This window comes from Cytophagales bacterium (assembly GCA_033344775.1).
In the GTDB taxonomy this organism is placed as follows: Bacteria; Bacteroidota; Bacteroidia; order Cytophagales; family Cyclobacteriaceae; genus JAWPMT01.
Genome location: JAWPMT010000002.1, coordinates 958,148 through 983,535 on the forward strand (window position 1 = coordinate 958,148; position 25,388 = coordinate 983,535).

16 protein-coding genes and 1 tRNA gene are annotated in these 25,388 nt (G+C 43.8%); 5 read left to right on the forward strand and 12 right to left on the reverse strand.

Annotated features, from left to right (window positions below):
• Positions 1 to 494: 494 nt before the first annotated feature.
• The 8 genes from R8G66_07865 to R8G66_07900 all read right to left on the reverse strand — a co-directional run bounded on the left by R8G66_07865 (position 495) and on the right by R8G66_07900 (position 15,613).
• Positions 495 to 662 carry a hypothetical protein gene (locus R8G66_07865; GenBank protein MDW3192265.1) on the reverse strand — a complete coding sequence of 56 codons (168 nt, stop codon included), beginning with the start codon at positions 660 to 662 and terminating at the stop codon, positions 495 to 497.
• A gap of 333 nt (positions 663 to 995) precedes the next feature.
• A complete protein-coding gene (gene bglX / locus R8G66_07870) occupies positions 996 to 3,290 on the reverse strand; it encodes a beta-glucosidase BglX (protein MDW3192266.1) in 2,295 nt (764 codons plus the stop codon).
• The gene (locus R8G66_07875; protein MDW3192267.1) at positions 3,283 to 4,638 is read right to left on the reverse strand and encodes a glucoamylase family protein; all 1,356 of its coding nucleotides are present in this window, start codon (positions 4,636 to 4,638) and stop codon (positions 3,283 to 3,285) included. Before R8G66_07875 ends, bglX begins: the two co-directional genes overlap by 8 nt.
• A 2-nt stretch (positions 4,639 to 4,640) precedes the next feature.
• A complete protein-coding gene (locus R8G66_07880; GenBank protein ID MDW3192268.1) occupies positions 4,641 to 6,602 on the reverse strand; it encodes a glucoamylase family protein in 1,962 nt (653 codons plus the stop codon).
• A 66-nt stretch (positions 6,603 to 6,668) separates the two neighbouring features.
• Positions 6,669 to 7,967, reverse strand: coding sequence for an Ig-like domain-containing protein (locus R8G66_07885; protein ID MDW3192269.1), 1,299 nt, complete (start codon positions 7,965 to 7,967; stop codon positions 6,669 to 6,671).
• Positions 7,968 to 8,003: 36 nt separating this feature from the next.
• Complete coding sequence (locus R8G66_07890) at positions 8,004 to 9,473, reverse strand: RagB/SusD family nutrient uptake outer membrane protein (protein ID MDW3192270.1); 1,470 nt, start codon at positions 9,471 to 9,473, stop codon at positions 8,004 to 8,006.
• A 5-nt stretch (positions 9,474 to 9,478) separates the two neighbouring features.
• The gene (locus R8G66_07895) at positions 9,479 to 12,460 is read right to left on the reverse strand and encodes a TonB-dependent receptor (protein ID MDW3192271.1); all 2,982 of its coding nucleotides are present in this window, start codon (positions 12,458 to 12,460) and stop codon (positions 9,479 to 9,481) included.
• 327 nt (positions 12,461 to 12,787) lie between these two features.
• A complete protein-coding gene (locus R8G66_07900; protein ID MDW3192272.1) occupies positions 12,788 to 15,613 on the reverse strand; it encodes a triple tyrosine motif-containing protein in 2,826 nt (941 codons plus the stop codon).
• 295 nt (positions 15,614 to 15,908) lie between these two features.
• Between R8G66_07900 and R8G66_07905 the strand changes: the two genes are divergently transcribed.
• The gene (locus R8G66_07905) at positions 15,909 to 16,211 is read left to right on the forward strand and encodes a hypothetical protein (GenBank protein ID MDW3192273.1); all 303 of its coding nucleotides are present in this window, start codon (positions 15,909 to 15,911) and stop codon (positions 16,209 to 16,211) included.
• A 133-nt stretch (positions 16,212 to 16,344) separates the two neighbouring features.
• On the opposite strand, the gene R8G66_07910 is transcribed toward R8G66_07905, so the two are convergent.
• Positions 16,345 to 17,097 (reverse strand): DUF6261 family protein, encoded by a 753-nt coding sequence (locus R8G66_07910; protein ID MDW3192274.1) that lies wholly within the window; start codon positions 17,095 to 17,097, stop codon positions 16,345 to 16,347.
• An 853-nt stretch (positions 17,098 to 17,950) separates the two neighbouring features.
• On the opposite strand from R8G66_07910, the gene R8G66_07915 reads away from it, so the two are divergent.
• On the forward strand, positions 17,951 to 21,007 hold the full coding sequence (locus R8G66_07915; GenBank protein MDW3192275.1) for an NACHT domain-containing protein: 3,057 nt from the start codon (positions 17,951 to 17,953) through the stop codon (positions 21,005 to 21,007).
• A 37-nt stretch (positions 21,008 to 21,044) separates the two neighbouring features.
• Here R8G66_07915 and R8G66_07920 read toward each other — a convergent pair whose 3' ends face one another.
• Positions 21,045 to 21,203 carry a hypothetical protein gene (locus R8G66_07920; protein ID MDW3192276.1) on the reverse strand — a complete coding sequence of 53 codons (159 nt, stop codon included), beginning with the start codon at positions 21,201 to 21,203 and terminating at the stop codon, positions 21,045 to 21,047.
• Between the two features lie 319 nt (positions 21,204 to 21,522).
• Positions 21,523 to 21,596: transfer RNA gene (locus R8G66_07925), tRNA-Asp, on the reverse strand.
• Positions 21,597 to 21,748: 152 nt separating this feature from the next.
• Here R8G66_07925 and R8G66_07930 point away from each other — a divergent pair.
• The 3 genes from R8G66_07930 (at position 21,749) to R8G66_07940 (ending at position 24,278) form a co-directional block, all read left to right on the forward strand.
• Positions 21,749 to 22,699: an acetyl-CoA carboxylase carboxyltransferase subunit alpha gene (locus R8G66_07930; protein MDW3192277.1), complete on the forward strand. Its 951-nt coding sequence runs from the start codon at positions 21,749 to 21,751 to the stop codon at positions 22,697 to 22,699.
• Positions 22,696 to 23,244, forward strand: coding sequence for a 1-acyl-sn-glycerol-3-phosphate acyltransferase (locus tag R8G66_07935; GenBank protein MDW3192278.1), 549 nt, complete (start codon positions 22,696 to 22,698; stop codon positions 23,242 to 23,244). Before R8G66_07930 ends, R8G66_07935 begins: the two co-directional genes overlap by 4 nt.
• Positions 23,245 to 23,717: 473 nt before the next feature.
• Positions 23,718 to 24,278 (forward strand): lysophospholipid acyltransferase family protein, encoded by a 561-nt coding sequence (locus R8G66_07940; protein ID MDW3192279.1) that lies wholly within the window; start codon positions 23,718 to 23,720, stop codon positions 24,276 to 24,278.
• Between the two features lie 301 nt (positions 24,279 to 24,579).
• Here R8G66_07940 and R8G66_07945 read toward each other — a convergent pair whose 3' ends face one another.
• A complete protein-coding gene (locus R8G66_07945) occupies positions 24,580 to 25,350 on the reverse strand; it encodes a C4-type zinc ribbon domain-containing protein (protein MDW3192280.1) in 771 nt (256 codons plus the stop codon).
• Positions 25,351 to 25,388 lie beyond the last annotated feature (38 nt).

Here is a 25,388-nt window from a genome sequence, read left to right on the forward strand (position 1 = left end):
ATTACCAGAGCCCGGGTTGTTGCCCGGGCTTTTTTGCCTAATCCGGAGAGGGAGTAAGTAGAGTAGGGCCTTCTGAGAAATTCCCCGACTGGGCGTCTAAGGTGAACTACATACATGGCGGTCGAGGTAAGATACGGACGGCAGTCGTATGCCTATACTTTGATTCGGGGCACGAAGCCTGAGGCTAACGCTAAAATCTCGATTTCGAGATTGATGAATGCATGGAAAATGTACTTTATCAGGTGAGAACCTTGCACTTGCTCAAAAACTAATTCATGGCAGAAGTTGCCAATTTTTCAGGAAATAAAAGATATCTGGTAGTTTAAGCGTTTTTAAGTACGCCCTGGTTATAGGAGAAATTGTCCTGGTATTTACCTGCGTTTTCGCTCAAAAAAACAACAATGGTATGTTTCAGCAGATTCTGGTGTTCAAGCTTATCCATCAAGAGACCAATATTCTTATCCAATGTATTAACTCATGGCGGAAAGGGTTCTTCAACCGGAATCGGTTATTTCGGGAAAATGATTGACCAAATGATCGGTGCTTATTTGATCTGTAATGTAACCATCAATCTCTTCCTCATTTCTGAAATGTAAACCGTCATACCGGAGGAAATATTCAGATGATCCTTCAGGAAGTTCAAAGAAGTAATCAACCTGCATAGCATCGGTATTTCGTCATGTATTGTTAATGGGTAAGAAAATCCGATACGTTGGTGCCGAGGCATTGCTTACCAGCTAACCAGATGCGGGTTACCCACCATCCCTCGCAACCTGGATTGCGTTGTATAAGATCAGATGATTGACAGCCACTCAATCGTATGGAAGAATGCGCGATGTTAGGTTCACTATAATCCCTGATTTCTTAGACCTTTGTTTTTCCGTAATCTGAAAGAAAACAGTCCCAACCTAAAGCATTGGGACTGTTTATCGAATAGAAAGGGTATGAAAAAGAACTACTAGTTTCTATTTACATTATTGATCTTTGACTAATACTTATTTACTCCAGTTGATCTTGGCCGTTTGAACATCCCGGGAATTACCCCCAATCATGATTTCAAAATCACCGGCTTCCCATACATGTTCCAGATCATAGTTGTAGAACTTCAGGTCTTCTGTGGTTACCTCAAATACGATGGTTTGGGTCTCTCCAGGTTGAAAGGCGACCTTTTGGAAACCCTTTAATTCTTTTACTGGCCGAGTTACCGTTCCAACCAAATCCCTGATATAAAGTTGAATGACTTCTTTTCCGGCTATGTCACCAACATTGGTTACTGTCACAGAAACAGCCAGTGACTCCTCTCCGTGGAGATTGCTTTTGCTCACTTTAACCGGCCCATACTCGAATGAAGTATAGCTCAACCCATATCCGAAAGGGTAGAGGGGCGCATTCGACACATCCAGGTAATTGGATTTGAACTTTTGAAACCATTTGCCTTCGGGCAATGGTCGGCCCGTATTTTTAGAATTGTAAAAAATGGGTATTTGACCGGTATTTTGAGGAAATGTGGTGCTCAGCTTGCCGGAAGGATTCACATCCCCAAATAATACATCGGTAATGGCGTAACCGCCTTCACTGCCCGCAAACCAAACATTCAGAATCGCCGGTAGGTTTTCTTGTTCCCACTTGAGTGCCAGTGGCCTACCTGTAAACAGAACAAGGACTACTGGCTTGCCTGTACTCAGAAGCGCCTCCATCAATCTCCTTTGATTTTCTGGCATTTCTATACTTGTTACACTTGAGCTTTCACCACTACTTTCGGATGCTTCGCCCATAGCAGCGACAATCACATCCGCCCGACTGGCAACTTGTAAGGCTTCCGCGATCAGTTCCGATTCGCTGCGATCGTCCCTTTTTGTGTCTTTTCCAAACACGCTGATCCTGGACTCAAGAGAGGGATCTTCAACAAAGTTGCTTCCCTTGGCTGTCAGGATTTTGACATCTTCACCTACTGTTTCCATCATACACTCAAGCAGCGAGGGAGTAGCTTCATGATTCCCCGATACGCTCCATGTTCCCTGCATATTACGTCCATTATCCGCCATTGGACCAATCAAGGCGATGGTTCCTGCCTTTTTCAAGGGAAGAACATCACCTTCATTTTTTAGGAGAACAAATGTTTCCGCAGCAATCTTTCGTGCTACATCCCTGTTTGCCTGAGTAAAAATTTCTAGTATCGACCGGTTGATATCACAGTATCTATAAGGGTCTTCAAACAGCCCCAATTTGAATTTGGCTTCAAGAATGCGACGACAGGCACGGTCTATTGCTTCCTGAGTAATAATTCCTTTCTCCAGTGCTTCCCCCAACTTGCTAATGAAAGCTTCGCTGACCATGTCCATATCGTTACCGGCCAACAAAGCCAAAGCTGCTACAGCGGTAGTATCGCCCACGCCATGCTCGGTCATTTCCGTTACACCAGTGTAATCGGAGACGACAAAACCGTCAAAATTCCATTCTTCTCTGAGTAAGTTGGTTAGCAACCACTTATTTCCCGTGGCAGGCACACCATCTATTTCATTGAAGGAGGACATCACACTTCCGACGCCAGCATCGACCGCTGCTTTATAGGGTTGCATGTATTCATTATACATCCTCTGGCGACTCATATCGACCGTTCCGTAATCTCTACCAGCCTCTGCTGCCCCATAGAGAGCAAAATGCTTGACACATGACATCATCGTGTTATTAGCGGAAAGATCATCACCCTGATAACCACGGACCATAGCTGCCGCTATCGCTGACCCTAAGTAGGCGTCCTCCCCGGATCCCTCTGAAATTCGACCCCACCTTGGGTCCCTTGAGACATCTGTCATCGGAGAAAAGGTCCAGGCGATCCCATCTGCAGTGGCTTCCTGTGCTGCAATCCGAGCTGTTCGTTCAATTAATGCCCGATCCCAGCTACAGGAAAGACCTAACGGAATAGGGAAAACTGTCCGGTATCCATGAATGACGTCCATGGCAAAAACAAGAGGAATACCTAATCTGCTTTCTTCTACCGCTACTTTTTGGGCAGCACGAACTTTTTCAACGCCCCGTATATTGAACAGGCCACCAACCTGACCTTTTTTGATTTTTTGAACTACACCGGTACTTTGGGCAAGTCCCGTATTGATATCTCCTGCTGAAGGAAGGTTTAACTGACCTAGTTTTTCTTCCAGCGTCATCAGCGCCATTAAAGAATCTACCTGATGGGTATATCCGGGTGGTCCTGACGCGGTTGGCGAGTTGCAGGAAAAGAGTAACCAAAGGATGCATATTGTATTGTAGGATGATTTGATTTTATTCATAGCTGAATCCTAGTCTGTCCAGCCCCGCTTTTACTTCGGGAGCGGACGTAAATAATTTCCAAAGCAGGCCTGTTCTATAATTTTCGATCATCACAGGGATAGGTCCCTGATCAATGGCCAGGTACCTGGGCTGGTACCACTGATCTTCTAAGCTAAATGCATCATATGGGCCATATGATCCGACAAGCGTATCAGCTTCCAAATACAAGAACTTCAGGAAGTTCATACTTTCTTCAGGTGTGTAGGGAAAGGAGGACAATGCGGCCGTGGGAGAGATGACACCAATATCGCGATCCGGTTGATGTCCGGAATACCCCTGAATAGAATAACTTGACGTGAGTCCCCAACAATTTCCTCCATAGCCCTTAAAGTCGTTGGGGTTTTGAACGCAATGGGCGTGGTGAATTTTGGCATGATTGACGTTTAACATCCAATAATCACCATACCTGTCTTTCAAACCTCTGGGATCTAGTCCCAAATAAGAATAGTGCGACCAAAACAATGGCCCGACGGGGGAGTTGTTATCGGCATAATGATCCAAAATGGTCCGAAATCCAAGGAATTCAATATCTGAAGTGATCTCTCCATTTCTTGCCCAACCTTGGTGATAAACTGCAGGATCAATTGGATAGGTGGGCGAAGATGCCGCTAATAGATACATGATGAGGCATTCATTGTAACCCCTTACCGCAAAGTTCATGTCCCAGCCATATGTTGGTGACCAGTGCCAGTAAAGTATCTCTTCTTCTTTGGTGTACCAATTCCACTGTACCGCTTTCCAAAGTTTGTTGATCCTCTCCCTGACCTCCAATTCTTTCTCGTCCTCGCCGTTAAAATATTGTCTGGCAGTAATCAAACCCTGCATGAGAAACGCTGTTTCTACCAGGTCTCCGCCATCATCTTTTTGGCTAAACGCTTTCGTTTTTCCAGATTCCCCATACCACCAATGGGGGAAGGCCCCGTGAAATGTATCAGCCGTCTCCAGGAAATTCAGTATAACAATCATTCTGTCAATCGCATCCGCTCTTTGGATGAAGCCACGCTCTATCCCCACAATCAATGCCATGATGCCAAAACCGGAACCCCCTGAGGTCACGACATTCTTGTCATTCTGGGGATAATCTCCGTCCAGATGTGTTCTTTCCCGGGCCATACCGGAGTGAGGCTCCGCATTCTCCCAGAAATAATTGATCGTCTGTCTTTGCACCACGTTTAACAGCGAATCTTCCGAAAGATCCGCCTCTTTCTGCTGCTGAATTTCCTGGTTTGTTAATGCTGACTTAGTAGTCGGATCACAGCTTATAAGCAGGAGATAGACAACCGAAATGAGAAGCTGGCCAATTTTCATTTTCAGTAGGTAAATCCAAGTTTGTCAAGTCCCATTTGGATCTCGGGTGCAGACATGAATAAATCCCATAGTAAGCCGGTTCTGTGGTTTTCGATCATACAGACTATAGGTCCCTGATCTATCGCCAGGTATGAGTCTGCGTACCAGCCCTCCGTTACATTGAAAGCATCGTAAAACCCGTAGGGCCCCCATAGTTTATCGCCCAGAATGTAGTAAAAGTGACGGATGGCCGCCATGGATTCTTCGGGGGTATAGGGTAAAGATGAAATTGCTGCCGTTGGTGCAATGACACCCCGGTCTTGCGTAGGACTATGTGCAAAATACCCCTCAATGTTATTGCTTGCGGTGATGCCCCAACTATGCGAACCATATCCCACATAATTCTTTGGGTTTGCCGTACAATAGGACTGGTTGATCTTGCTATGCGCGACATTCTGATCCCAATAATGTGCATACCTGTCCTGCAGGTTTCTTGGATCCAGCCCCAAAAAGGAATAATGACTGTAAAACAGCGGTCCACCTCTTGTTTCTCCAAGCGGCAGCGTAATTCCGAAGAATTCATTTCCATTCATCATCCCTCCGGATCTGGCCCAGCCTTCGGTATAAACGCTGTTGTCTATGGTATGCGTAGAAGAACTGGCTGCAAGTAGATACACCATCAATGATTCATTCCAACCTCTTATCGGAAGATCAATGTTAAATCCAACATTCGGCGACCAATGCCATGTCAAATAGTTATCTCCCTCTTGCTGAAACCAATTCCATTCCACTTCGTGCCATAATGTGTTAATACTGTTAATCATCGCTGATTCTCGATCATTCTGATCATCTAAATACTGTCGCACCGTCAGAAGACCTTGAAGGAGAAAAGCAGTTTCCACCAAATCAGCGCCATCATCAGAAGGACTAAAGGGGATGACAGTACCATTATTCCCATTGAGCCAGTGAGGCCAAACCCCATGAAACCGATCTGCATCAGCAAGGAAGTTGATGATTTTGTCTAAACGATTGATTCCTTCTTCACGAGAGATAAACCCGCGCTCTATGGCTACAATAATCGCCATGAGCCCAAAACCGGACCCACCTATGGTGACTATGTCTCCGGAGCTGTTGCTTTCTCTGGCGAGTCCACTGAAGGGATGCGCAAAATCGTAGAAATACTTAAATGTTTGCTCCTGAATTTGTGACAATAGCGCGTCATCCGAGATTTCTGGAAACTTCAACGTAGAATCTAGTTTGGTATAAAATTCAAAATCGTATTCTTCAAAGGGTCGATTATCCACCGAGACATTCGCTGAAATCTTAAATCTAAATTTCTGATATCCTTCGATGGCTTCCTCAAAATTGAAAACCAGGGTATTGTCATCTTCCTGTGTGATGATTGGCGTTTCTTTCAGACCCGGTCTCACAATGGACACTTCACTCTCAACATCTGAAATGGTCACTGCTTCGGAAAAGGTGATCTTTATTTCCGGAGTGAATGATATATCCACAATCCGTTCGTTGCCTACGTCCTGACCATCTATTTGAGAGGAAACAACGGTCAATGGTGTATTGATGGTCCTGAAAGTGGTGGTGATTCCAAGGAACCTTGATCCATCGGTGGCTCTTATCGAATTTTCGATTGTCAGGGTATAAGTACTGTTTTCAATTAATATCTCCGTTGGTAGCAATGAAAGCGTTCGGTTTTCATCGAGATAGCTTATGGTAAAGTCAATGGGGATACCATCACTATCCACAACTTCCAAGGCCGACTCCACGCTCTCTTGATCAAGAGACTTGGAAAATGAGCAGACAATGGGTTGGTCTAATGGAGCGTCCACCACTTCCGTGTTCAGAATACTTAATGTACCGACTCTCAGAGCAGACAGCTGAAAAATGTCCACCGTAGGGTTCGAGGTGTCATCTCCACAATGAAATAGGAAAACAAGTAAAGTGAAAAAAGGTAGTACGCTCAATCGCATAAATCATAATAAAAAAAGAAAAGGGGCCTCTGACATGAGGCACCCCTAAACTAAACCGAATACTAATTATGGTCTTTCCGCATTATAGAGTTCCTCAACTTCAGCATCTGTAAGTGCTACATTGAAGATCCTAAAATCGTCCATCGATCCCTTGAATGCGTGATTTAAATCACCCCTCACAGGTGCAATAGCATCTCCTGACGTCACATTACCCCAGAAAGGCAGACCTGCACCCAAATACAGATTATTATTGTTGTTTTCATTGGTTCCAATAGCATCACCATTCACGGCAATTCCGGAAAGGTCAAAACTTCCATCGTCCGTTGGTACCAGGGTAATTTCGATGTATTGAGCACCATTGATATAAATGGTTTTGGTCTTGGTGGCCGCATCATAGCTGGTCGTTACCAGCATCCACTCTCCAACTTCATCCTCTAACCAGCGAAGATTGTTGATTTCATCGATGTTGTCGCCTTGCCTGTTCTCGCCTTTCAATTCCAGAAACTCACTGGCGAAATCGCTGGCAGTTCCCGCATTGTTGTGGCTGGTCACATATTTCAGGAAGTCAAATGTGTTGTCACAGCAATCGAATCTGCCCCACTCATGCAAGTATCCTTCAAAGCCTCCCAGTGCGAATGTGACGTAACCTGAAGTTCTCACATGTGTGTCATATTCTGCACTAGCCGGGAACTTTAGCCAGTAGCTGATCGTGTGACTTTCGCTATTCAGGTCATTCGCATAGTCAAATGCCGCATAGTTGCTGGTTCCGTTGAATTCAGCTGCACTGGAGAGGTTACCAAACCGGTCAGTCCCAAGCGTAACATCGGATACAAGTGCTGCGTGATTATTGGCGTCCTGAACTTCCCCGTTGAAGTCCACATAGAATACCAGACTGGCTTCCTGCGGAACCTGCGCAGGTGCAGTACCTGATGTGGTGAAGGTTCGGGTAGCCGCTATAGTGGGCAACCCGCCCGTGGACTGTACCTCTGCGGAGATCGTCAAAGTATATAACGTACCCTGAACAAGATTTCCGGAAGGGGTGAGTGTTACCGTTGCTCCACTTACGGTTGCGGTGAATGCCGCCTCACCTTCATCAGTGGAAAGGGTAATATTCGTCGTGTTAACAGAGGTTGCATCAATGTCTGCGCTAAACTCTGCGGTGATGATCGCATCTGGGGGAACATCTACTGCAGAAGTGGCGCCATTAAGGTCTACGGATACCGTGGTGCCATCTGCCAAACTGGTGCCGCTGGCATTTAAAGAGACCAACGCTATGTCCGTTGGCCCATCATCGTCATTACAGCTCATCAGGGATACCAATCCCACTGCTACGAAACCAAAGAAGGTAAATTTTAAATACTTCATGAATAATTATTATTTGCTACTTATTGAAAAAAATGACTACCAGCCCACATTTTGGATTATTCTTCCTTCTGAGATGTCAATTTCTGATTGAGGGATGGGAAGTAGTTCGTTCCGGTTACTTTGATAGCCCAAAGGCCCTAAGATGTCAGGCGCTCTACCTGAGCGTACCAGGTCCCAAAACCTGAACCCTTCCATCGCCAATTCATGTCTTCTCTCTTCGAAGATCAAATCGAGTAATACTGGCGGGTTGGTTGCTGTTATTTCCGGCAAAATGGTGGTATTTCCTTCTCTTGCTCTTGCACGAACCATTTCCAGGTAAGCCAGTGATTGAGTAATATTTCCAGCTTCAGCATGTGCCTCTGCTCCATTAAGCAGCACCTCTGAATACCTGATCAAGCGTCGGTTATGGGCCCGGCTACCGGCGGGAATGACACTGCCAGTCCAAGTTTTTTGGTTATAGGTTTCAGGCTGCCCATCCGAGGTAATATCAGGAGTACCTGGATCTCCCAATATTTCAATTCCATCAATGACTTCTCCAAGGAAGATCACTGTGGCTTGCATTCTGGGATCATTGGGTTCAAAGGAATTGATGAGGTCCAGTGAAGGCCTGTTGAAACCAAAGCCTTGATTTGGCGTGCCTCTTACCCCTTGACCGGCCACGTATTCATTACCGCCACCGGATGTGCCTTCAACCCCGATACCCCCAATTTCAAAGACCGACTCGACGCCATGTTCGAAATCAGTTCGAAAAGCATTGAAATAAACCGGTTCCAGGTCATATTGTCCCGAAGCCACAATCTCATCTACCAATGAAGCAGCTTCCTCAAACCGATTTTCGTAGAGGTACACCCTCGATAGCAAGGCTTTTGCGGCACCTCGGGTAGCTCTTCCCAGACTGGAACTTCCGAAATCAGATTTTTCTGGTAGTGCATCTATGGCAAACAGAAGATCTTCTTCAATTAATGTGTAAACCTCCTCGAGGGAAGACCGTTCGGCAGATAAATTTGGCTGATCGGATACGATCAAGGGTACCCCACCATATCCACGGGCAAGGTCGGAATAATACAAGGCACGCAGAAATTGGGCTTCTCCAAGGTATCGTTGCCTCAATGTTTCGTCCATCTCTACGCCGGGCACCCTATTTATCACCACGTTGGCTCTACGAATACCCTGATACAACGCTCCCCACCAATTACCGATGAAGATGTTCGTTGGAGCAAAATCAAATGTATCGAAAGGGCCAAGGTTGCCGGATTGATCTCCCTGACTGCTCCCTTTAAGGGCATCATCAGACATGATATCGTCTATGGGATAAAACCCGCGGTGATAGTTGGACTCTCTTAGTATTTGATAAATGGCATTGGTGGCTGCCAGCGCGTCAGCTTCATTGGAAGGAAAGCTGGATTGTGTCAATTGATTTTGAGGCGTTACCTCCAGGAAATCAGAGCAACCGAGTGAAATAACCGTCAGCGCAACGCCCGTGAATATTGTTCTTATTGTCTTCATATCGATTAAAAAGTCAAATTCAATCCTAATGAATAGGTACTGGCTACCGGGAATGTCCCCAGACTCACCCCATTGATCAGTGGGTTACCACTGGCAATTTCAGGACTATAACCCGTGAAGTCCGTTATTGTGAATACGTTGTTTCCCCTTAGGAAAAAGCTGGCTGTTTTAAGCTTAAACTTGTTCAGGATGGTTGGCGGAAGGGAATAACTTAAGGTGATGGTCCTCAGCCTGAAGAATCTACCATCCTGAATGAAATAGGAGCTGGGCTGATAATTATTGCCTCCCGCGGTAGGCCGGGGTTCAGAATTGCTGGTGCCCGAGCCTCTCCAGTAGTTGATGACGTGTTGCTCCCAATTGTAGGGGTCGGGACGGATCGTTTCTTTAATGTTGAAGATCTTGTTACCACTCTGGCCTTGAAATATGAAAGCCAAAGTCAGGTTTTTGTGGCTAAGGGAAAGATCTATGCCATAGATGAAATCCGGAATACTACTACCTAAAAAAGTACGATCTTCTTCTGATATGACACCATCATTGTTGACATCCCGAAAAATCAGATCGCCTGGCTCCGAATTCCCGAATGAGGGCAAATTATCCACCTCTTCCTGAGACTGATACACGCCCATTACATCATATCCAAAAAAGGCTCCAATGGGAAGGCCTTCGGCGGTTCTGCTGACAGTTTGTCCTCCGGCAAACCCAAAAATCTCACGGGCATTTTCTACACCAGAAACCTGCAGGGTTTTATTATTTATCGTTGTAAAGTTGGCCCCTATGTTGTATTCAATGGGTCCTAGCTTATCCAACCACGATAAGGCAAGTTCGATCCCTTTGTTTTCAAATTCACCCGCATTGACAATCACATCAGCGGTATTTCCCGAAAAGGCTGGCGGTCTTAAGCCTATCAGTGTATTGGTGGTTTTTCGTAGGTAATAGTCAACTTCACCGGAGAGTTTGTAGTCAAAAAAAGCAAACTCAAAACCCAGGTTACTTTGCTCCACTTCTTCCCATTGCAATAGTTCATTCCCCAGTGCTCCATCTGTCTGCCCAAAATTCAGCTGCTCGTCTGTTCCAAATACGGCGTTAACGTTGTTGTTCACCACGCTGTAGGCACCCAGATAGTTGATCTTGTCGTTACCAACGATTCCCCAACTCCCTCTTAGCTTGAGGTTGTTAACCCATTGAGGAAGTGTAAAAAAGGTTTCATTGATTAAGTTCCAGCCTCCGGCAAAAGCATAGAAATTTCCAAATTGGTTATCGCCTAAAAACTTGGAACTGCCATCTCTCCTAAAAGTCGCTGTGATCAGGTAACGATCAAACAGGCTTACATTTACACGGGCCAGATATGAAATTTGATTATAGTAGTCACCGAAATCCCTTACACCATTGGTCACTTGCTCTACATTGACGTTGGTTTGATCGAAATAGCGAAAGTCCCTTTCTGATCTGAACAGGCTGTCTGCTCCGAGATTGAGTTGTTCATTTCGCACTTGTTGCATGGTATATCCGGCAACGGCATTCAATCGATGAGATCCGAACTCATAATCGTAATTGATGGTATTTTCCCAAACCCAGGTGTTGCGCTCGAAGCGATTTTCGAAAAAGGCAGTTGCGGCATTTTGCTGCTCCTGAGAGACGAAGAATTCCGGAATAAATATTTCGTTCATTTCTCTTAAAGATTCCACGCCAAAACTGCTCTTTGCGGTGAAATGCTTGAGGAATATCCCTTCAATGAATACATTGCCGACTGTTCTTACACCCGTTGTTTTGTTGTCCGTAGTGAAGGCCAGATCAGCCAAAATATTTCCTACATCCTCTACCGGGTTGAAATTACCATTCGCATCAAATGGCGCCACGATCGGATTGGCTCTATAGGCATTGAAAGGCGCATCTGTACGGGTATTGTCCTGCCAGAATGCAGATAAAGTCAAATTGGTACCCATAGTCAGATAGTCCTTGACCCGATAGCGCTCATTGATTTTTAGGGTCAGCCTTTGGAAGCGGGACTCGGGAATAACACCCTCTTGCCCAAAATAGCCTAAAGAGAAGTAGTAATCACTTTGCTTCCCGGAGCCGGAAACAGATACATTATGCGATTGAATAGGAGCCAATTCAAATATCAGATCCTGCCAGTCTGTACCAGGTCCATCAATGTTGTTGAAGGTGCCAGGTGCAATGACGTTTCTCACTTCTGCATATTCCTGCGCATTGAGCAGATCAATGGTATTTTGCTGGACCTGAACACCGTAATAAGAGTTGATCCCAATGACTGGTTCTCCGGATTTGTCGCCACTTCTCGTTTTGATGATGATGACACCATTCGCACCCCGGTTTCCATAAATTGACGTAGCTGATGCATCTTTCAACACTGTAATAGAAGCGATATCGAAGTTGTTCAACCATGTGATGTCGTTCAGTAAGACGCCATCAACCACGTAAAGTGGAGAGGTGTTCCCTGTGGTTCCGACGCCCCTGATTCGGACAATTGGAGCCGCACCCGGTGCTCCCGAATCGTTGGTGATTTGCAACCCGGAAACCTGTCCTTGTAGTGCATCAATTGCATTCAATGCGGGAACTGCCTGTAATTGTTCCGATGATACAGTAGCAACACTTCCAGTCAGATCGCTTTTGCGAACGCCTCCGTATCCAATTACTACGACTTCCGCCAGAAGTCCCAGATCAACATTTAGCACTACATTGATCAAAGTCTCGCTGCCAACAGGGATTTCTTGTGTCAGGAAACCTACGTATGAAAAAATTAGCGTATCTCCTGCTGAAACATAGAAGGTGTACTGTCCATTAATATCTGTGACTGTTCCTGTACCCTTATTTTTTACCTGTATGGTTACTCCCGGCAAACCCTCATTCGCATCTCCTGAAGTAACACTGCCCGATACTTTTTGCGTGTTTTGAGCGATCATTCTCAGTGGGTTTATGAGCAAGAGGATCATCGTAATGACGATGAAGAAGGTAGAGGGATGAGACATGTTATTAGCCACAGGTTATTGATATCTATAGACACAAGACTAGGGGAGAGTAACTACTCAAAACAAGAAAATTACCTCACTACAAACTTGAACAAACGTCAGACACCTCATTTTTACTACTCAAGATCGTTGAAAAAAGGCTATTGGAGCGCTCAATCGCACTTTCACATTTCTTAATTTTTTCAAATAACTCCTTCGTTATGATGGAAGTAATTCAGGAAAATGAGGGATTAAAGTATGAATTGTTGAATGAGGCAACTCGAAAAGCAACTTTTTTGCAAATTTTGCAGCTACTAACGGTTATACTCATTCCTAACGGAGTACTCTCTAAAACTGAAGAAGGAATTCGACCAGGTTTTCGTTAGCGCTTAAGCCAAGTTTTTTCCGCAACCGATATCGATGATTTTCCACGGCTCTCAAAGAGATATTGAGCAATGGGGCAATTTCTTTGGAGGTAAGATTCAAATGAAGGTAGGCGCAAATGCGCAGGTCACTTTGCGTTAAATCTGGAAACTGCTCTTTCATGCGTTTGAAAAAGTTATTGTGGGCCTGATCAAAATTTACCTCGAAAGCCTCCCATTCTACTCCTTTATTCAGGTTCTTATTGACCAAATCGATGATTCTATCAAAGCTATTTCTCTGGTGGACTTGCAGTTCGTTCTTTTTTAAGGTTTCCAGTGCGTTTCGTACTTCAATAAGCGTTTCATTTCGTTGCTTTACGTGAAAAGTATGGTTAGCCAGTTCCTTGCTCTTGTTTTCAAGTCTCAACTGCAAGTTTTGGTTTTGAAGCTTCACCAATTCATTCTGCTTCTTCTCCTCTAATTCCTTTTTTTCCTTTTCTAACTTCTCCTGTTGTTTTCGGAAATACCGGTCACGTTTGATTACATAAGATCTCCGTATTACCACCAAAACAAATAGCATTGAGAGGATGTATGCATATATGGCCCACTGAGAAACATACCACGGAGGTGAGATTATAAAATTTAACTCGGTTGTCTCAAACGGTTGGCCGTAAGCATCTACTCCTGTAATATGTAATCGGTAGTCTCCCCAGGGGAGCCGATTGAATACCACCTCCGAGACATCTGAGTAGCTACTCCATTCATAGTCATAACCTTCCAGGAACGTAGAATAGCCAATCCCATCAGAAGGGTATAAGGGGACTGAAAAATCGACTCGAATTGAATTTTCCCTGCCATCGTAGGGTATTTCCACGAGAGTTGTTCCTATTTTAATTTTTCGACCAAGGTGATCCTCGATGTTGTTGATGAAAATCTTACCTCTGTAACGTTCCGAAAAATCTTGATTTGGATCCAGAAGCAGAAACCCCTCCTCAAGGCAGACAAGGTGCAAACCATTTGACAGAGGGACAATATTTTCGTAAGAATCCACCATCCCATAGCTAGCATGTCCCAGGTTTAAGACTACTTTCTTACTGATGTTATTGTCATCAATCTCGAAAAGGGCGGCGTTATTTGAATCAATAAACCAGTAGTAGCCATCCGAAGATTCCACTATCCGCTTGGCATTTGCAGACACACCCAATGCATTATTGAGCTTATCATAAGCGATAATTCGATCCTGCAAGTCATCATAAGTCCACAATCCGTTTCCGGAGGTAAACACAACACGATTCTGTATGCTGAAGACATGGGAATGTGTATTGAGTCGAAAACCTTGATCTCTTCCTAGATAGACTTGCTCTTTTACTGTGTCAGATTCAATTTTCAACCGGTAAATTCCTTTTCTACTATGGCTGGCCCAAATGTTGCCCTGAAAATCGACTTCAATGTATTTTAGCGGTTCGGCAAACCCTTTGAGTCTTTGACTTTCCTTCCACCCTGTGGCGTCCTCTTTATCCAATACAATGATGTCCGCATAGGTCCCCCCAATGAGCGTTTTCTCACTCAGGTAATCAAAAGTTGTGCCACCTGAAACCTCGGAAACTTTCCTCAGTACGTTATTCTTAAAAGAGAAAGTACCATTGGTATGTCCTATCAGCAACTCACCGTCCAACACTCGCAGGGTCCAAACCTGACCCTGAGTCTCTGGAATCATACTGAAGTCACCTAACCTGTAGCTGATATGGTCATCCGGGACCCTTGCGCGATAAAGACCCTGGTTAGAGCCTATAAAAAGATAATCACCAAACAGGGCGGCATCATGGACGGCACCAATAGGATTAGATTCTGATGTGATAGGAACAAATGGAAAGTGAAATTGAATGAAACTTAGCCCCTGGTCATGGGTAACCCAAATATTGCCCTTACCATCTGTACACAGGCCAAGAACAGTATTATTCTTGAGGGAATTTTCAGCATTAAGATGCCTGACAATTTTTCCTAATTGATCAACAAAATACACCCCATCGGTAATGGTTCCAAGTACAAATAAACCGCCAACCTTCACACCGTGATTGATCTGCTTTTTACTCAGAACTTGATTAGCCTCGCAATCCCAAATAGCAAGACCTTCATTCGTCCACCGGTAAAGGCCTGACGTTCCTGATCCCAATATATAACCTCCATTATGGTCGGCAAGTACGACTTTTACTTCCTCACCATTTAGTAAATGGGAATTCTCCACAGGTTCAAACCTCCCATTCACCAATTTCACCAAACCTCCCACGAAACTTTGTGCTACCAGTTGGTCTCCAGCTTCAAGTAGAAACAGAATACCTCCATGGGGTTTAACGATATCGACCTGTTGACTATGGAGATCATAGATAAAGACTGTACCAAAGGATTGGAAGAATACCTTATCCTCTTTCACGATAATCTTCCAGATTTCCTCATTGTGAAACTCAAAATCTTCCAGGTCTTGCGATAGTGAGAAATAGCCTAGTTCTCCATTTGAGTATCTTTCCCAATAACCAAACTCTTCATATCCACCTGAATAGACCCGATCATTGGCATCAACCTTAATGGATCTTATCAATCCTTTATCAGGCAATTCCTTTAGCGACCACTCGTCTCCATCCGCGATCAGGAGCCCGGCATGATTCCCCACAAACACGTACCCACGAGAGTCGACATCCACACTCCAGTTTTTACTGGAAGCACCGTATGCTACCCGATCATAAGTCGTGATGATCGGCACAATGTTCTGGGCCAGTGAGACATTGAAAGATAAAAGGAATAAATATTTCCACATGGAGCTATAAATCTAAAGCTTCACGGAAAGTGAACAAAACAGCGTCGGAAATATCTGGCAATTTGTAATTTCTGACGTTTCTTTGTCAGTTTGACTAAAGTGTCATGTAAGAGTTTCAATAAACCGAGGACCTGTCCTTGTGTCTTGTCCTGCAATAGGTTTACACAATTGTGATAACCCAAAATGGATGAAAACAAGAATTTAAGAATTAGAAATGGTATTGAGTTAACGATGGCGGAGGGTCATCAGATGATTCAGGAATACCTAGCTGGTGGCATCTAAGACCGGAATTCTAATGACGGGATTTCCTGATCCTGCCTTAAACCAACTTCGTGAAAAGTTGAGGATTCGATTTAAAGCATGTAAGCTTCAACATTCCATTTATGCACACTATACGCTAAAAACTGTACATAGTACAGTCATGAGATTCGGTAATCAACTGGATAACAAATCGGCACTTCTTGAGTTCGTAGAGAAGCATAAAAACACGGATATTGGTTTTTTAAGGGTCGGGAATATGGAGCTGGCAGGAAATGATTGGTATCAGAGGAAACAAAAGACAGTGACGATTGGAACGTTCAATTTAGCCAAGAAATAAAACGGTTTCTATCGTTGTTGACAAATGAAATTTCGTCAGGTTACATATACTAGTAGGCATTATTAATTTAAGTTCAAAGAAAAACCCCTCAGATTGCTCAGAGGGGACTATTGCTACATTATTGGGGTTAAGCTTAAATCACTGCGATCTCTTCTTCTGTGATTTCATTGCTGGTAGTATCCGATTCATTACGGGTCTTGCGCGTTCGGGCCACAGACATGATCGAAGCGGTGATGACGTTAAATCGTGCGATCAGATCCGTGTAAGTCCCCGGATTGACCTCTTCCAGCACATTGATGGCATCGATCAGGACATTGACATGTGTGACTGCTTTCTTTTTGGCTTCACCCATCGTGGGGTAGGTTTTCTGGCTGTCTACATCCAGGCGCGTGATGTACTTCTCGGAGAACTCCTGCTGCGCTTGTTTAAGTTCCGTGTAAATATCATTGACACCCATCGTTGCCAGGGCCGTTTGATGATTTGCTTTGTCCAGTTCAGTAAACAAGGCTTCTAGCCGACCACTTTGGGCCACATAGCCCAGGGCATAAAGGGTGGTGCCCGCTTTTTCGATTACTGGCCATACGGCCGCATGCGCTTGAACCAGCGCAACATCTCTTCGGCGTTTGGTTGCATCTACCATGTCCCTGAATCCGATGAACAAGTCATCCCTCACCGCATCCAACTCAGCCACCTCATTGACCAGTGTGTTTACCCGGACGGCCGTAATGGCATCACTGAGTCGAGACACATCTTCTCTGAGCAGCCCCGTCACCACATTAAGGAAAGCGTCCGACGATTCCGTAACCGGAATGATTTCAAGATAGCTGTTGATGGTTTCTACCAGTTCTGCAGGTAGGAGTAAGCTTGTTCTTAGCTTATTAAGCATAATTGTTCTTAGTTATTTGTTTGAAAAATGATTTTGCTGAAAACAGTTGTTTTGTAGTTGCTTTCAATAATATCAACGATGAGGGACGATGATAGTTACGTCTTCCAAAAGAATTTTTCACCTGAAAAGTGGGAGTGAGGCGCAACCAGAAGTTTTTTAGGTTACAAAACCGAGATTGATCGTAAAAAGAAAATGAGCAAGGCCACCAAACTCAGAGGAGTGTAAAAAAGAATTCTTTTAGCCTATAAAACTTGAACAGGATCGTTTTTAGAAATATGCCGGACCATAAAACCCAGATCAGCTCCAAAAAGAAATTGAAAGGGAGGATAAAAATGAGATCAATCCGAAGAAGAATTCTTTTTGGGTTCTAAAACTCAGATGAGTCTATAAAAGAATTCTTGTAGACCGTAAATGTGGGAGTGGGGTGGGGAAGAAATTTTTAGGAGGTCATTACGTCTCAGATGGTCATCCCGGCGATCAAAGTAGGTTTGAGATTGGCAATGTAAAGTTCATTGATCTGCCGGGATCTCATAAAATGGGAGTCGATGCTATAGTTTATTGAATTTCCCCTTCGCGGGCCGTGGCACTCGCTTAATTCAGGTCATCACGGTAAAAGTTCGTGTTTTGCAAATATTATATTGATGTGATGCCAGGCAGTCTTGCGGAATCTCAAGGTTTGATAGTTAGTCTTCCTTTTATGAGATTCCGGCAGATCAATTTACACTGAATAAACTCGGATAGACATTGCACTGATCGCCGGAATGACGGAAAATAACTATAATTCCCTAGTCTATGAGGTAGATACCAAGTTATTTCCGATATTAGAATACAATTAACGGGAGTAACTATCTTCATGGACAAGCAAAAAGCCGAACACCTCACCAAACAGATTCCTGGAGCCATCAAAAATGCTGTTGGCTACATTAAGAAAAATTTCGATGAAAATGGGCAGGAAATATTGGAGAATACTTCAGGAACACTTGGCTTATTCATCAATTTATTGGGGAAACCGCTGCTGGATAAGTATTTCGATAAACTGGCCGAAAAGAAACTCGACAACCTTGGCTTCCAGACCTACCTGAAAGCAAGTTTTACGCAAGTGCAGTCCTCCATTCAGGTGGTGGAAAACAGCCTGAAAGATTCGTTGGACCCAGAGGGTGTAGTGAAAACGCTACTAGAAGCTTTGGCTTCCGAAGCTGAGCAGTATAAAAAGGAAGATGTGGTTTTACTGTTTCGTCCGGTTTATCACCCCATGATCGTTCGAATACGGGATGCCGTGGCTAGCGCGCTTCAAGGATTGTCTTCCGAGCGAGACGTCAGTTCTCGATTCAATAGAGACTTCAATAAAAACATTCATCAATCCATAAATGAAGCATTCGGCGAAGAATACGACACCCATCAACGAGAGATAAAGGAGTATTTACTAGAGGAAAATGAATCCCAACTGCTCTATGAGACCATTCAAGGTGCCCGCATTGGTTTCAAAGAAGGGGAGGACCTGCTTTATCAGGAAACCTACGGTCATTGGACACCCATCACTTCGCTGCATCAGATGGATAAAGATAAGGTTGAGAAAGGCCAGCTAAATCTGGTGGATGAGCTAATTGAGCAGTACTTTCATGATGACGATCACTTGAGTAAAATCCTTTTTTTGATCGCCGATTTCGGTAAGGGTAAATCGGTCTTCATGCGAAACTATGCGGCCAAAATGGCCCGAGACTATATCAGTACCCAGTCTGGTCTATTTCCGATCTATTTTAATTTGAGGGACTTTAAAAATTTCTCCTCTGTTTCCAAGCTTGGCGTACTTGATGATTTTCTTCAAAAGAAGTATCACCTCAAGATCGAGGATGCACATTTCCAAAAGAAAAAATATGTCTTTCTGTTCGACTCGCTGGACGAGAGCGGTGAGTTAACTCAGCATGCCATTGAAGAGGTGATTCGTTCGGTGAAAGCCATTCAGGACCTGGACCCAACAGAAAGCTTTGACAATCGCTTGATTGTGACTTCCCGACCCATTGGCGACGGTTTAGAATGGCAGATGAAAAGGCACAGTCCTTACGAAATCCCTAATGAAGAAGGCACAAATATCCCTCAATACATCAGTGTATATGGGTTTACCCCATCGCAATTCAATGAGTGGATTGCGCAGACATTACGCACTTCGACTGATCTAAAGAATTTGGAGAAAAATACGCTTGGGAAGAAAATCAAAAAAGCACTAGAAGCGGGTGAACTCGATCTGCACAAAGAATTGCTGGAAAGTAAAACTTTATCCGAATCAGAATTGAGACGACCCATTTTCGCTTACATGATCTACCAGTTGGTGCTGCACAGCGTCGATTTTTTGAAGATCGGAAAAATCGGGGTTTACCTTTCCTTTCTCAATTTGCTGACCCGGGAAGCCAAGCCCTACTATGATAAGGACTATCAGGTGGACTTGGGTAAAGAACTGGAGTTTCGAAAGCTGCTTCATGCCATCGCTGGCCTGTGGACACTAGAACGACAAAGCGGCAGGCAGGGATTGTTGAAAAAGGCAGACATCTGTCGGGCCATCAAAGGTAAACTGATCCACAAAGAAGACGACAAAGTATTGGAGCAGAACAAAGGCAGCGATGCGGTAGACATACATTTTCTGTCTCACTCCTATTTTGGCGAAAATCAAAATGAGTTGCATTTTCAGCACCAGTCTTTCGCAGAAATCTTATTGGCGGAGTATTACCTCAAGGTCTTTCTCAAATTTGCTTTGGATGAGGAAAGAGATATTGATCAAGTCCGGGCAAAGTTACTCATAGGCAAACCTACGGATCAAACCATCGAGTTTCTAAAAGAAATGTTGGTGTTATTCAGAGACGTATCAGGTTCGAAAGCGACTACTGATGTGATTGAAAAAAGGAGGTTGTTGTTTCCGTTAGTGGCTTCATTGACCTTGACAAAAGATAATCCATTCTATTGTGCATCGCTTGACTATCAGTGGTACCAACAAATAAAGATCGATGAATACACGAAAGTACCACCTAAAGAACTATTGAAACAATGGCCCATCAATGAGGAAGTTATTCAGGAAGTAGTGGAATTAGCGGCTGACATTCTCAAATCCAAAACCACGATGCTGCAAACCGAAGCAGACCCCAAAACCAGTTTGTATCACCATGAACTCATTTCTCTTGGAGATAAGACTTTGAATCAGGTCATGAATCCGATGGATAAATGGTTGGCTTTGTTAGTTGGGAATACGCTATTTAATGATGAAGAAAATCGACAGTTTTTTAATCGAGAGTTGAAAATACCTTATCGATCTATATTAAATCTGATAGAGGGGTACAACTATGCTTATGAAAGTGCGTGTCCAGAATGGGCTATAGGTTGCTTTCTAGGGATTGACTTTAGTTCTGAAAATGAAAATACTATTGAGTACAAAAACTTATCAAGATTGGATTTCTCTTTTGGCTATTTTAATCACGTTTCTATCAAAAATTGTGTGGTTGCAGGTGCAAATTTTTCAAATTGTAAATTTTATAATTCGGATATCTACCACTGTAATATTGAGGCTTCAATTTTAAAGGATTTAGTCATTGAAAATGACGAAGATGAACTCTTTGCAATCCAGTTTAGTCTGATAAATTGTTCTATCGGAAATGGACTGCTATTTCCTAAACTTTTATCAGATCAATTAGGGGAATCCGATATATTTTTTACTGATAATCGTCCTCGTAAAACCCGGATTGAGATTAACGATAATTTTACGAGTTTTTCAATTTCGAATTTTAGGCGTTTATCAGGGGTATTCAGCCATTTGATCCATCATCGTAATATATCTGTAGAGAAAATCCTTGGTGCGTTTGTATTCTCTGGAACAGTTGGACCGCAATTGAAAAAGAATTTTGAAGATTTCTTGAGAAAAATTTGAGTTTTCAACGCTAAGTGGATTCTAAACTCTGTTAACGTTAGGGATGCTTCTTCCTCACCCTAAGCCCTTTCACTTCCTCCAAACTCAGACCAGTAGAGTCGGCGATCAGTTGATCATTCAGGCCTTTCCTTTTGAGTTTTTTAGCGATGTTGACCTTTTCGCTGCCTTTGGCCTGTTCCGCTGCTTCCTTTTTCATCTGTTCCATTTGAACGTAGGGCGGGACGTACCCTAGTTGGCGCGCGTTTTGAACGCGTGGCTTCTATTAATATAAATAAGCTCTTGGCCTAGGAAATACATTGCTCTTGCTGCGGAATAAAATCGTTTCCAAAATCAATACTTGAAAATTCAAACTTTTCGATTCACTAAGCCGAATGTTAATATCCTTTTGTTCTTCAGAAGGGATTTAAATTCAGGCTTTTTGCGTTCTACACGGAATTGATGGAATCCTTTAAGCCCCGAATTTGCCCCGATCTAAAACTAAAAAAGCCCGAAACTTGACGTTTCAGGCTTTTTTGCGGTCCGGACGAGACTCGAACTCGCGACCTCCTGCGTGACAGGCAGGCATTCTAACCAACTGAACTACCGGACCTCCTTGTTAAAGGAGATGCAAAAGTAGAGTTTCACTTGAAACTACACAACATCTCCATAGAAATTTTCTAAAAAGTTGTCCACACTCATTTTTTTTAATCAATCCATCTTATTGACCTAATTTTACGCCCGGAAAAAGAATAAGCCCCTTATATGTTGCTTGAATTTGAGAAACCTATTGCGGAACTTGAAGAGAAGTTGATCCAGATGAAAGCCCTCGCTAAAGAAAGTGATGTGGATGTAACCGATGCCGCGGCCAAGCTGGAGAAAAAGATCGTTGAGTTGAAAAAAGAGACTTTTTCGAATCTGACCAGATGGCAGCGCGTACAGCTGTCAAGACACCCTGAACGCCCTTATACGCTTGATTATATCTATGAGTTGACCGATGAGTTCATCGAGCAGCATGGTGATCGTGCGGTGAAGGATGATAAAGCCATGGTGGGTGGTTTTGGTAGCATCGCTGGGCAAACTTTCATGCTGATTGGTCAGCAGAAAGGAAGAAATACAAAACAGCGTCAGGAACGTAACTTCGGGATGGCCAATCCTGATGGTTACAGAAAGGCTTTGCGCCTGATGAAACTGGCTGAGAAATTCAACAAACCCATTGTTACTTTCATCGATACTCCGGGTGCGTTTCCTGGAATAGAAGCCGAAGAAAGAGGGCAGGGGGAAGCCATTGCCAGGAACCTGAAGGAAATGTTCATGCTGAAAGTGCCTGTGATCTGTGTGATCATCGGAGAAGGTGCTTCAGGTGGAGCCTTGGGGATTGCCATCGGCGACCGTATTTTGATGATGGAAAACACCTGGTATTCGGTGATCTCTCCGGAATCATGTTCTTCTATCCTTTGGAGAAGCTGGGACTACAAAGAACAAGCCGCTGAGGCACTTAAACTTACCGCGAGTGACATGCTTCAACACAAACTGATCGATGGTGTGATCGAAGAACCACTGGGTGGTGCACACGTTGATATGAAAGTTGCTGCGGGATACGTGAAACAAGCGATCTTAGATGCTTATGCTGAGTTGAAAGAAAAAGATCAGGAGACTCGCATCGATGAACGCATCCGGAAGTTTGCGGATATGGGCGTTTATCAGACTTCATGAGAAGGAAATTCTTCAACTGGGCCTTCAAAGCGTGGGGCTGGAAAGTAGAAGGAGCCCCACCAGAGATCAATAAGTATGTGATCGTAGTAGCTCCTCACACCAGCAATATGGACTTCTTTGTTGGCCTGTGCGTGAAGTACATGTATCCTTATTTCAAACCGTCTTTCATGGCCAAGGATTCTTTGTTCAAGATCCCGCTGGTTGGATGGTTCCTTAAAAGTATCGGCGGTCATCCTGTCGATCGTTCCAAGAAAAATAGCCTGGTGGATCAGGTGGTGGATGTCTTCAACCAAAAGGACTACTTCATCATGACCATCACACCAGAAGGCACGCGATCTTACGTGCCTAAGTGGAAAACAGGTTTCTACTATGTGGCCCTCAAAGCGAAAGTGCCCATCATATTTGCAGGCTTTGATTACGAGAACAAAATCGTTTGGCTAACGGAGCGTCTTGAGCCAAGTGGAGATGTGGAAAAGGACATGGAAAAAATGATGGACTACTTCCGAGGCATCAAAGGAAAGCATCCGGAATTGGGAGTTCGTTAGGATTTAGTAGCCTACAAAGATTTCGGTTCAACCTGAAATACTGGTAGCTTTTTTTAGTGTAGATTTTTGGACTTTGGACTTGCCGTACGTCTAGGATTAGCGTTTTCGGGTCAATTGATATTGTAAGCACCTTGGCTTTATCCCACTTTTCCATCGATGAAAAGTGGGGCAAAAATCTAGGCCGGATTCATTTTTTCACGCTTTTTGATCCAAAAGAGCAGGAATAAAATAAACTCACCAAATTATGAGGTTTATCGAATGAAATCACTCCAGGCTCGAACAGAATTTTATTATTTTCTGCTCTTCTTTGAATCAAAATCCTAAAATGAATCAAGGCCAATACGAGATGGCAATTCCAATTGAAGTAATTGAATTCCAGAGTTTCTGATCGATTGAAGATCTTTCCTTAATACTTTTTGCAGTTAGTTTTCTGAAAGGAATCTCCGTATGTTTATGGCTGGACCATTGGGCATATGAAGAGATTGTTTCTTTCCTGGGCCTTTAAACTTGCGGGGTGGAAGCTTAAGGGCGAGCCACTAGAATTGAAGAAGTATGTCATTGCTGTGGCGCCTCATACGAGTAATCTCGATTTTTTCGTGGCGTTGCCGGTAAAATACATGTTCCCGCACGAATTCAGGCCTGGTTTTCTGGGTAAGGATTCACTTTTCTCCATTCCATTGGTAGGCTGGTTCCTGAGAAGTATCGGAGGGATACCGGTTAATCGTTCGAAGAAATCCAATGTGGTGGATGATGTGGTTAAGATCTTCGAACAAGAGGAGCGATTCATCATGGTCATTTCGCCGGAAGGAACTCGGTCATATGTTCCTAAATGGCGAACTGGGTTCTATTACATCGCCTTGAAAGCCAAAGTTCCGATCATGCTCGCTGCCCTGGATTATGAGCATAAGACAGTAGACATTACTGAGGTGATAGAACCGACGGGCGACGTTGAGAAAGATATCGCTTACATGCGTCGATACTTCAGTCAATTCAAAGGAAAGTATCCAGAGAAGGGTGTGGTTTTGGAGGAATAATAGTGTTCAGGATATTGATGGTAGTTGAGATGCCAGAAGTTATTACTGTTCTGTTTCCATTGATGAAAAGAACCGCGCGGCGGACCGTCAAAAAGTCTAGCGGATCCCCGCCGGCACCAGATTCATTTTTTCACGTCTTTTGACTCAAAAAACTAAAATGAATCAAGGCCTTGGCAAGGCGGCAATTCCTTTCAATTAGCAAGTATTAGAAGAGTTTAAAGGACTTGAGGATTTACGGAGAACTGTCAGCAACAAAAAAAGCGCCACTAGTGCGCTTTTATCTTTTAAGGTCAGCCTTTGGTTATGCTGATCTTTTCGTTCTTCTTTTTGGCTTCACCTCTTCGACGATCTCATCTTCAACGTCGGCAAGGATTCTTCCACAGTGCTCGCACACGATCAGTTTCTTTTTCTCTCTGATCTCTGCTTGTTTCTGTGGGGGAACAATGTTGAAACAACCACCACATGCACCTCTTTTCACAGGAACTACTGCCAAACCATTACGCATGTTGTTTCTTACCTTTTCGTAGGACTTGAAAATACGCTCTTCGACGTTCTTAGCAGCATTGGCACGAGACTTTTCAAGTTTCTTCTCATCATCCTCGGATTCCTGAGTGATTACTTCAAGCTCTTTCTTCTTGCTTTCCAGATCTTTTTGTCGCTCATCCTGGATGCCTTTGGTACCTTCGATTTCCTCCTTTTTAGATTCAATCTTTTCGTAGGCTTCTTTGATGCGTTTCTCTAAGATTTGAATTTCAAGTTTTTGAAGTTCAATTTCCTTGGTGATCGCATCGTATTCCCGGTTGTTGCGGACATTCATTTGTTGCTCCTCGTACTTTTGGATCAACTTTTCCGCATCCTTGATCGCAGATCGATTGTTGGAGATATTTTGCTCAAACTCCTGCAATTCTGCATTTTGCTTATCGATCCTGGTTTGATATCCGGCGATCTCGTCTTCCAGGTCCATTACCTCATCAGGAAGCGCTCCTCTTACTTTCTTCAGCTCATCTAATTCAGAATCAATTGATTGTAATTTTACGAGTGCTTCGAGCTTTTTGGCTACCGTATTTTCCATTCAGATTTTTAGTATTTTTGACGGGACTAAAGTCACTT

Excerpts from the sequence above, each read along its gene's own strand:
- R8G66_07920 (MDW3192276.1), bottom strand. The coding sequence starts at position 21,203 with ATGAAAAAGGAAGCAGCGGAACAGGCCAAAGGCAGCGAAAAGGTCAAC.
- R8G66_07895 (MDW3192271.1), bottom strand. The coding sequence starts at position 12,460 with ATGTCTCATCCCTCTACCTTCTTCATCGTCATTACGATGATCCTCTTG.
- R8G66_07885 (MDW3192269.1), bottom strand. The coding sequence starts at position 7,967 with ATGAAGTATTTAAAATTTACCTTCTTTGGTTTCGTAGCAGTGGGATTG.
- R8G66_07940 (MDW3192279.1), top strand. The coding sequence starts at position 23,718 with ATGAAGAGATTGTTTCTTTCCTGGGCCTTTAAACTTGCGGGGTGGAAG.
- R8G66_07915 (MDW3192275.1), top strand. The coding sequence starts at position 17,951 with ATGGACAAGCAAAAAGCCGAACACCTCACCAAACAGATTCCTGGAGCC.
- R8G66_07910 (MDW3192274.1), bottom strand. The coding sequence starts at position 17,097 with ATGCTTAATAAGCTAAGAACAAGCTTACTCCTACCTGCAGAACTGGTA.
- R8G66_07900 (MDW3192272.1), bottom strand. The coding sequence starts at position 15,613 with ATGTGGAAATATTTATTCCTTTTATCTTTCAATGTCTCACTGGCCCAG.
- R8G66_07875 (MDW3192267.1), bottom strand. The coding sequence starts at position 4,638 with ATGAAAATTGGCCAGCTTCTCATTTCGGTTGTCTATCTCCTGCTTATA.
- R8G66_07890 (MDW3192270.1), bottom strand. The coding sequence starts at position 9,473 with ATGAAGACAATAAGAACAATATTCACGGGCGTTGCGCTGACGGTTATT.
- R8G66_07945 (MDW3192280.1), bottom strand. The coding sequence starts at position 25,350 with ATGGAAAATACGGTAGCCAAAAAGCTCGAAGCACTCGTAAAATTACAA.
- R8G66_07880 (MDW3192268.1), bottom strand. The coding sequence starts at position 6,602 with ATGCGATTGAGCGTACTACCTTTTTTCACTTTACTTGTTTTCCTATTT.
- R8G66_07935 (MDW3192278.1), top strand. The coding sequence starts at position 22,696 with ATGAGAAGGAAATTCTTCAACTGGGCCTTCAAAGCGTGGGGCTGGAAA.
- R8G66_07865 (MDW3192265.1), bottom strand. The coding sequence starts at position 662 with ATGCAGGTTGATTACTTCTTTGAACTTCCTGAAGGATCATCTGAATAT.
- bglX (MDW3192266.1), bottom strand. The coding sequence starts at position 3,290 with ATGAATAAAATCAAATCATCCTACAATACAATATGCATCCTTTGGTTA.
- R8G66_07905 (MDW3192273.1), top strand. The coding sequence starts at position 15,909 with ATGACGGGATTTCCTGATCCTGCCTTAAACCAACTTCGTGAAAAGTTG.
- R8G66_07930 (MDW3192277.1), top strand. The coding sequence starts at position 21,749 with ATGTTGCTTGAATTTGAGAAACCTATTGCGGAACTTGAAGAGAAGTTG.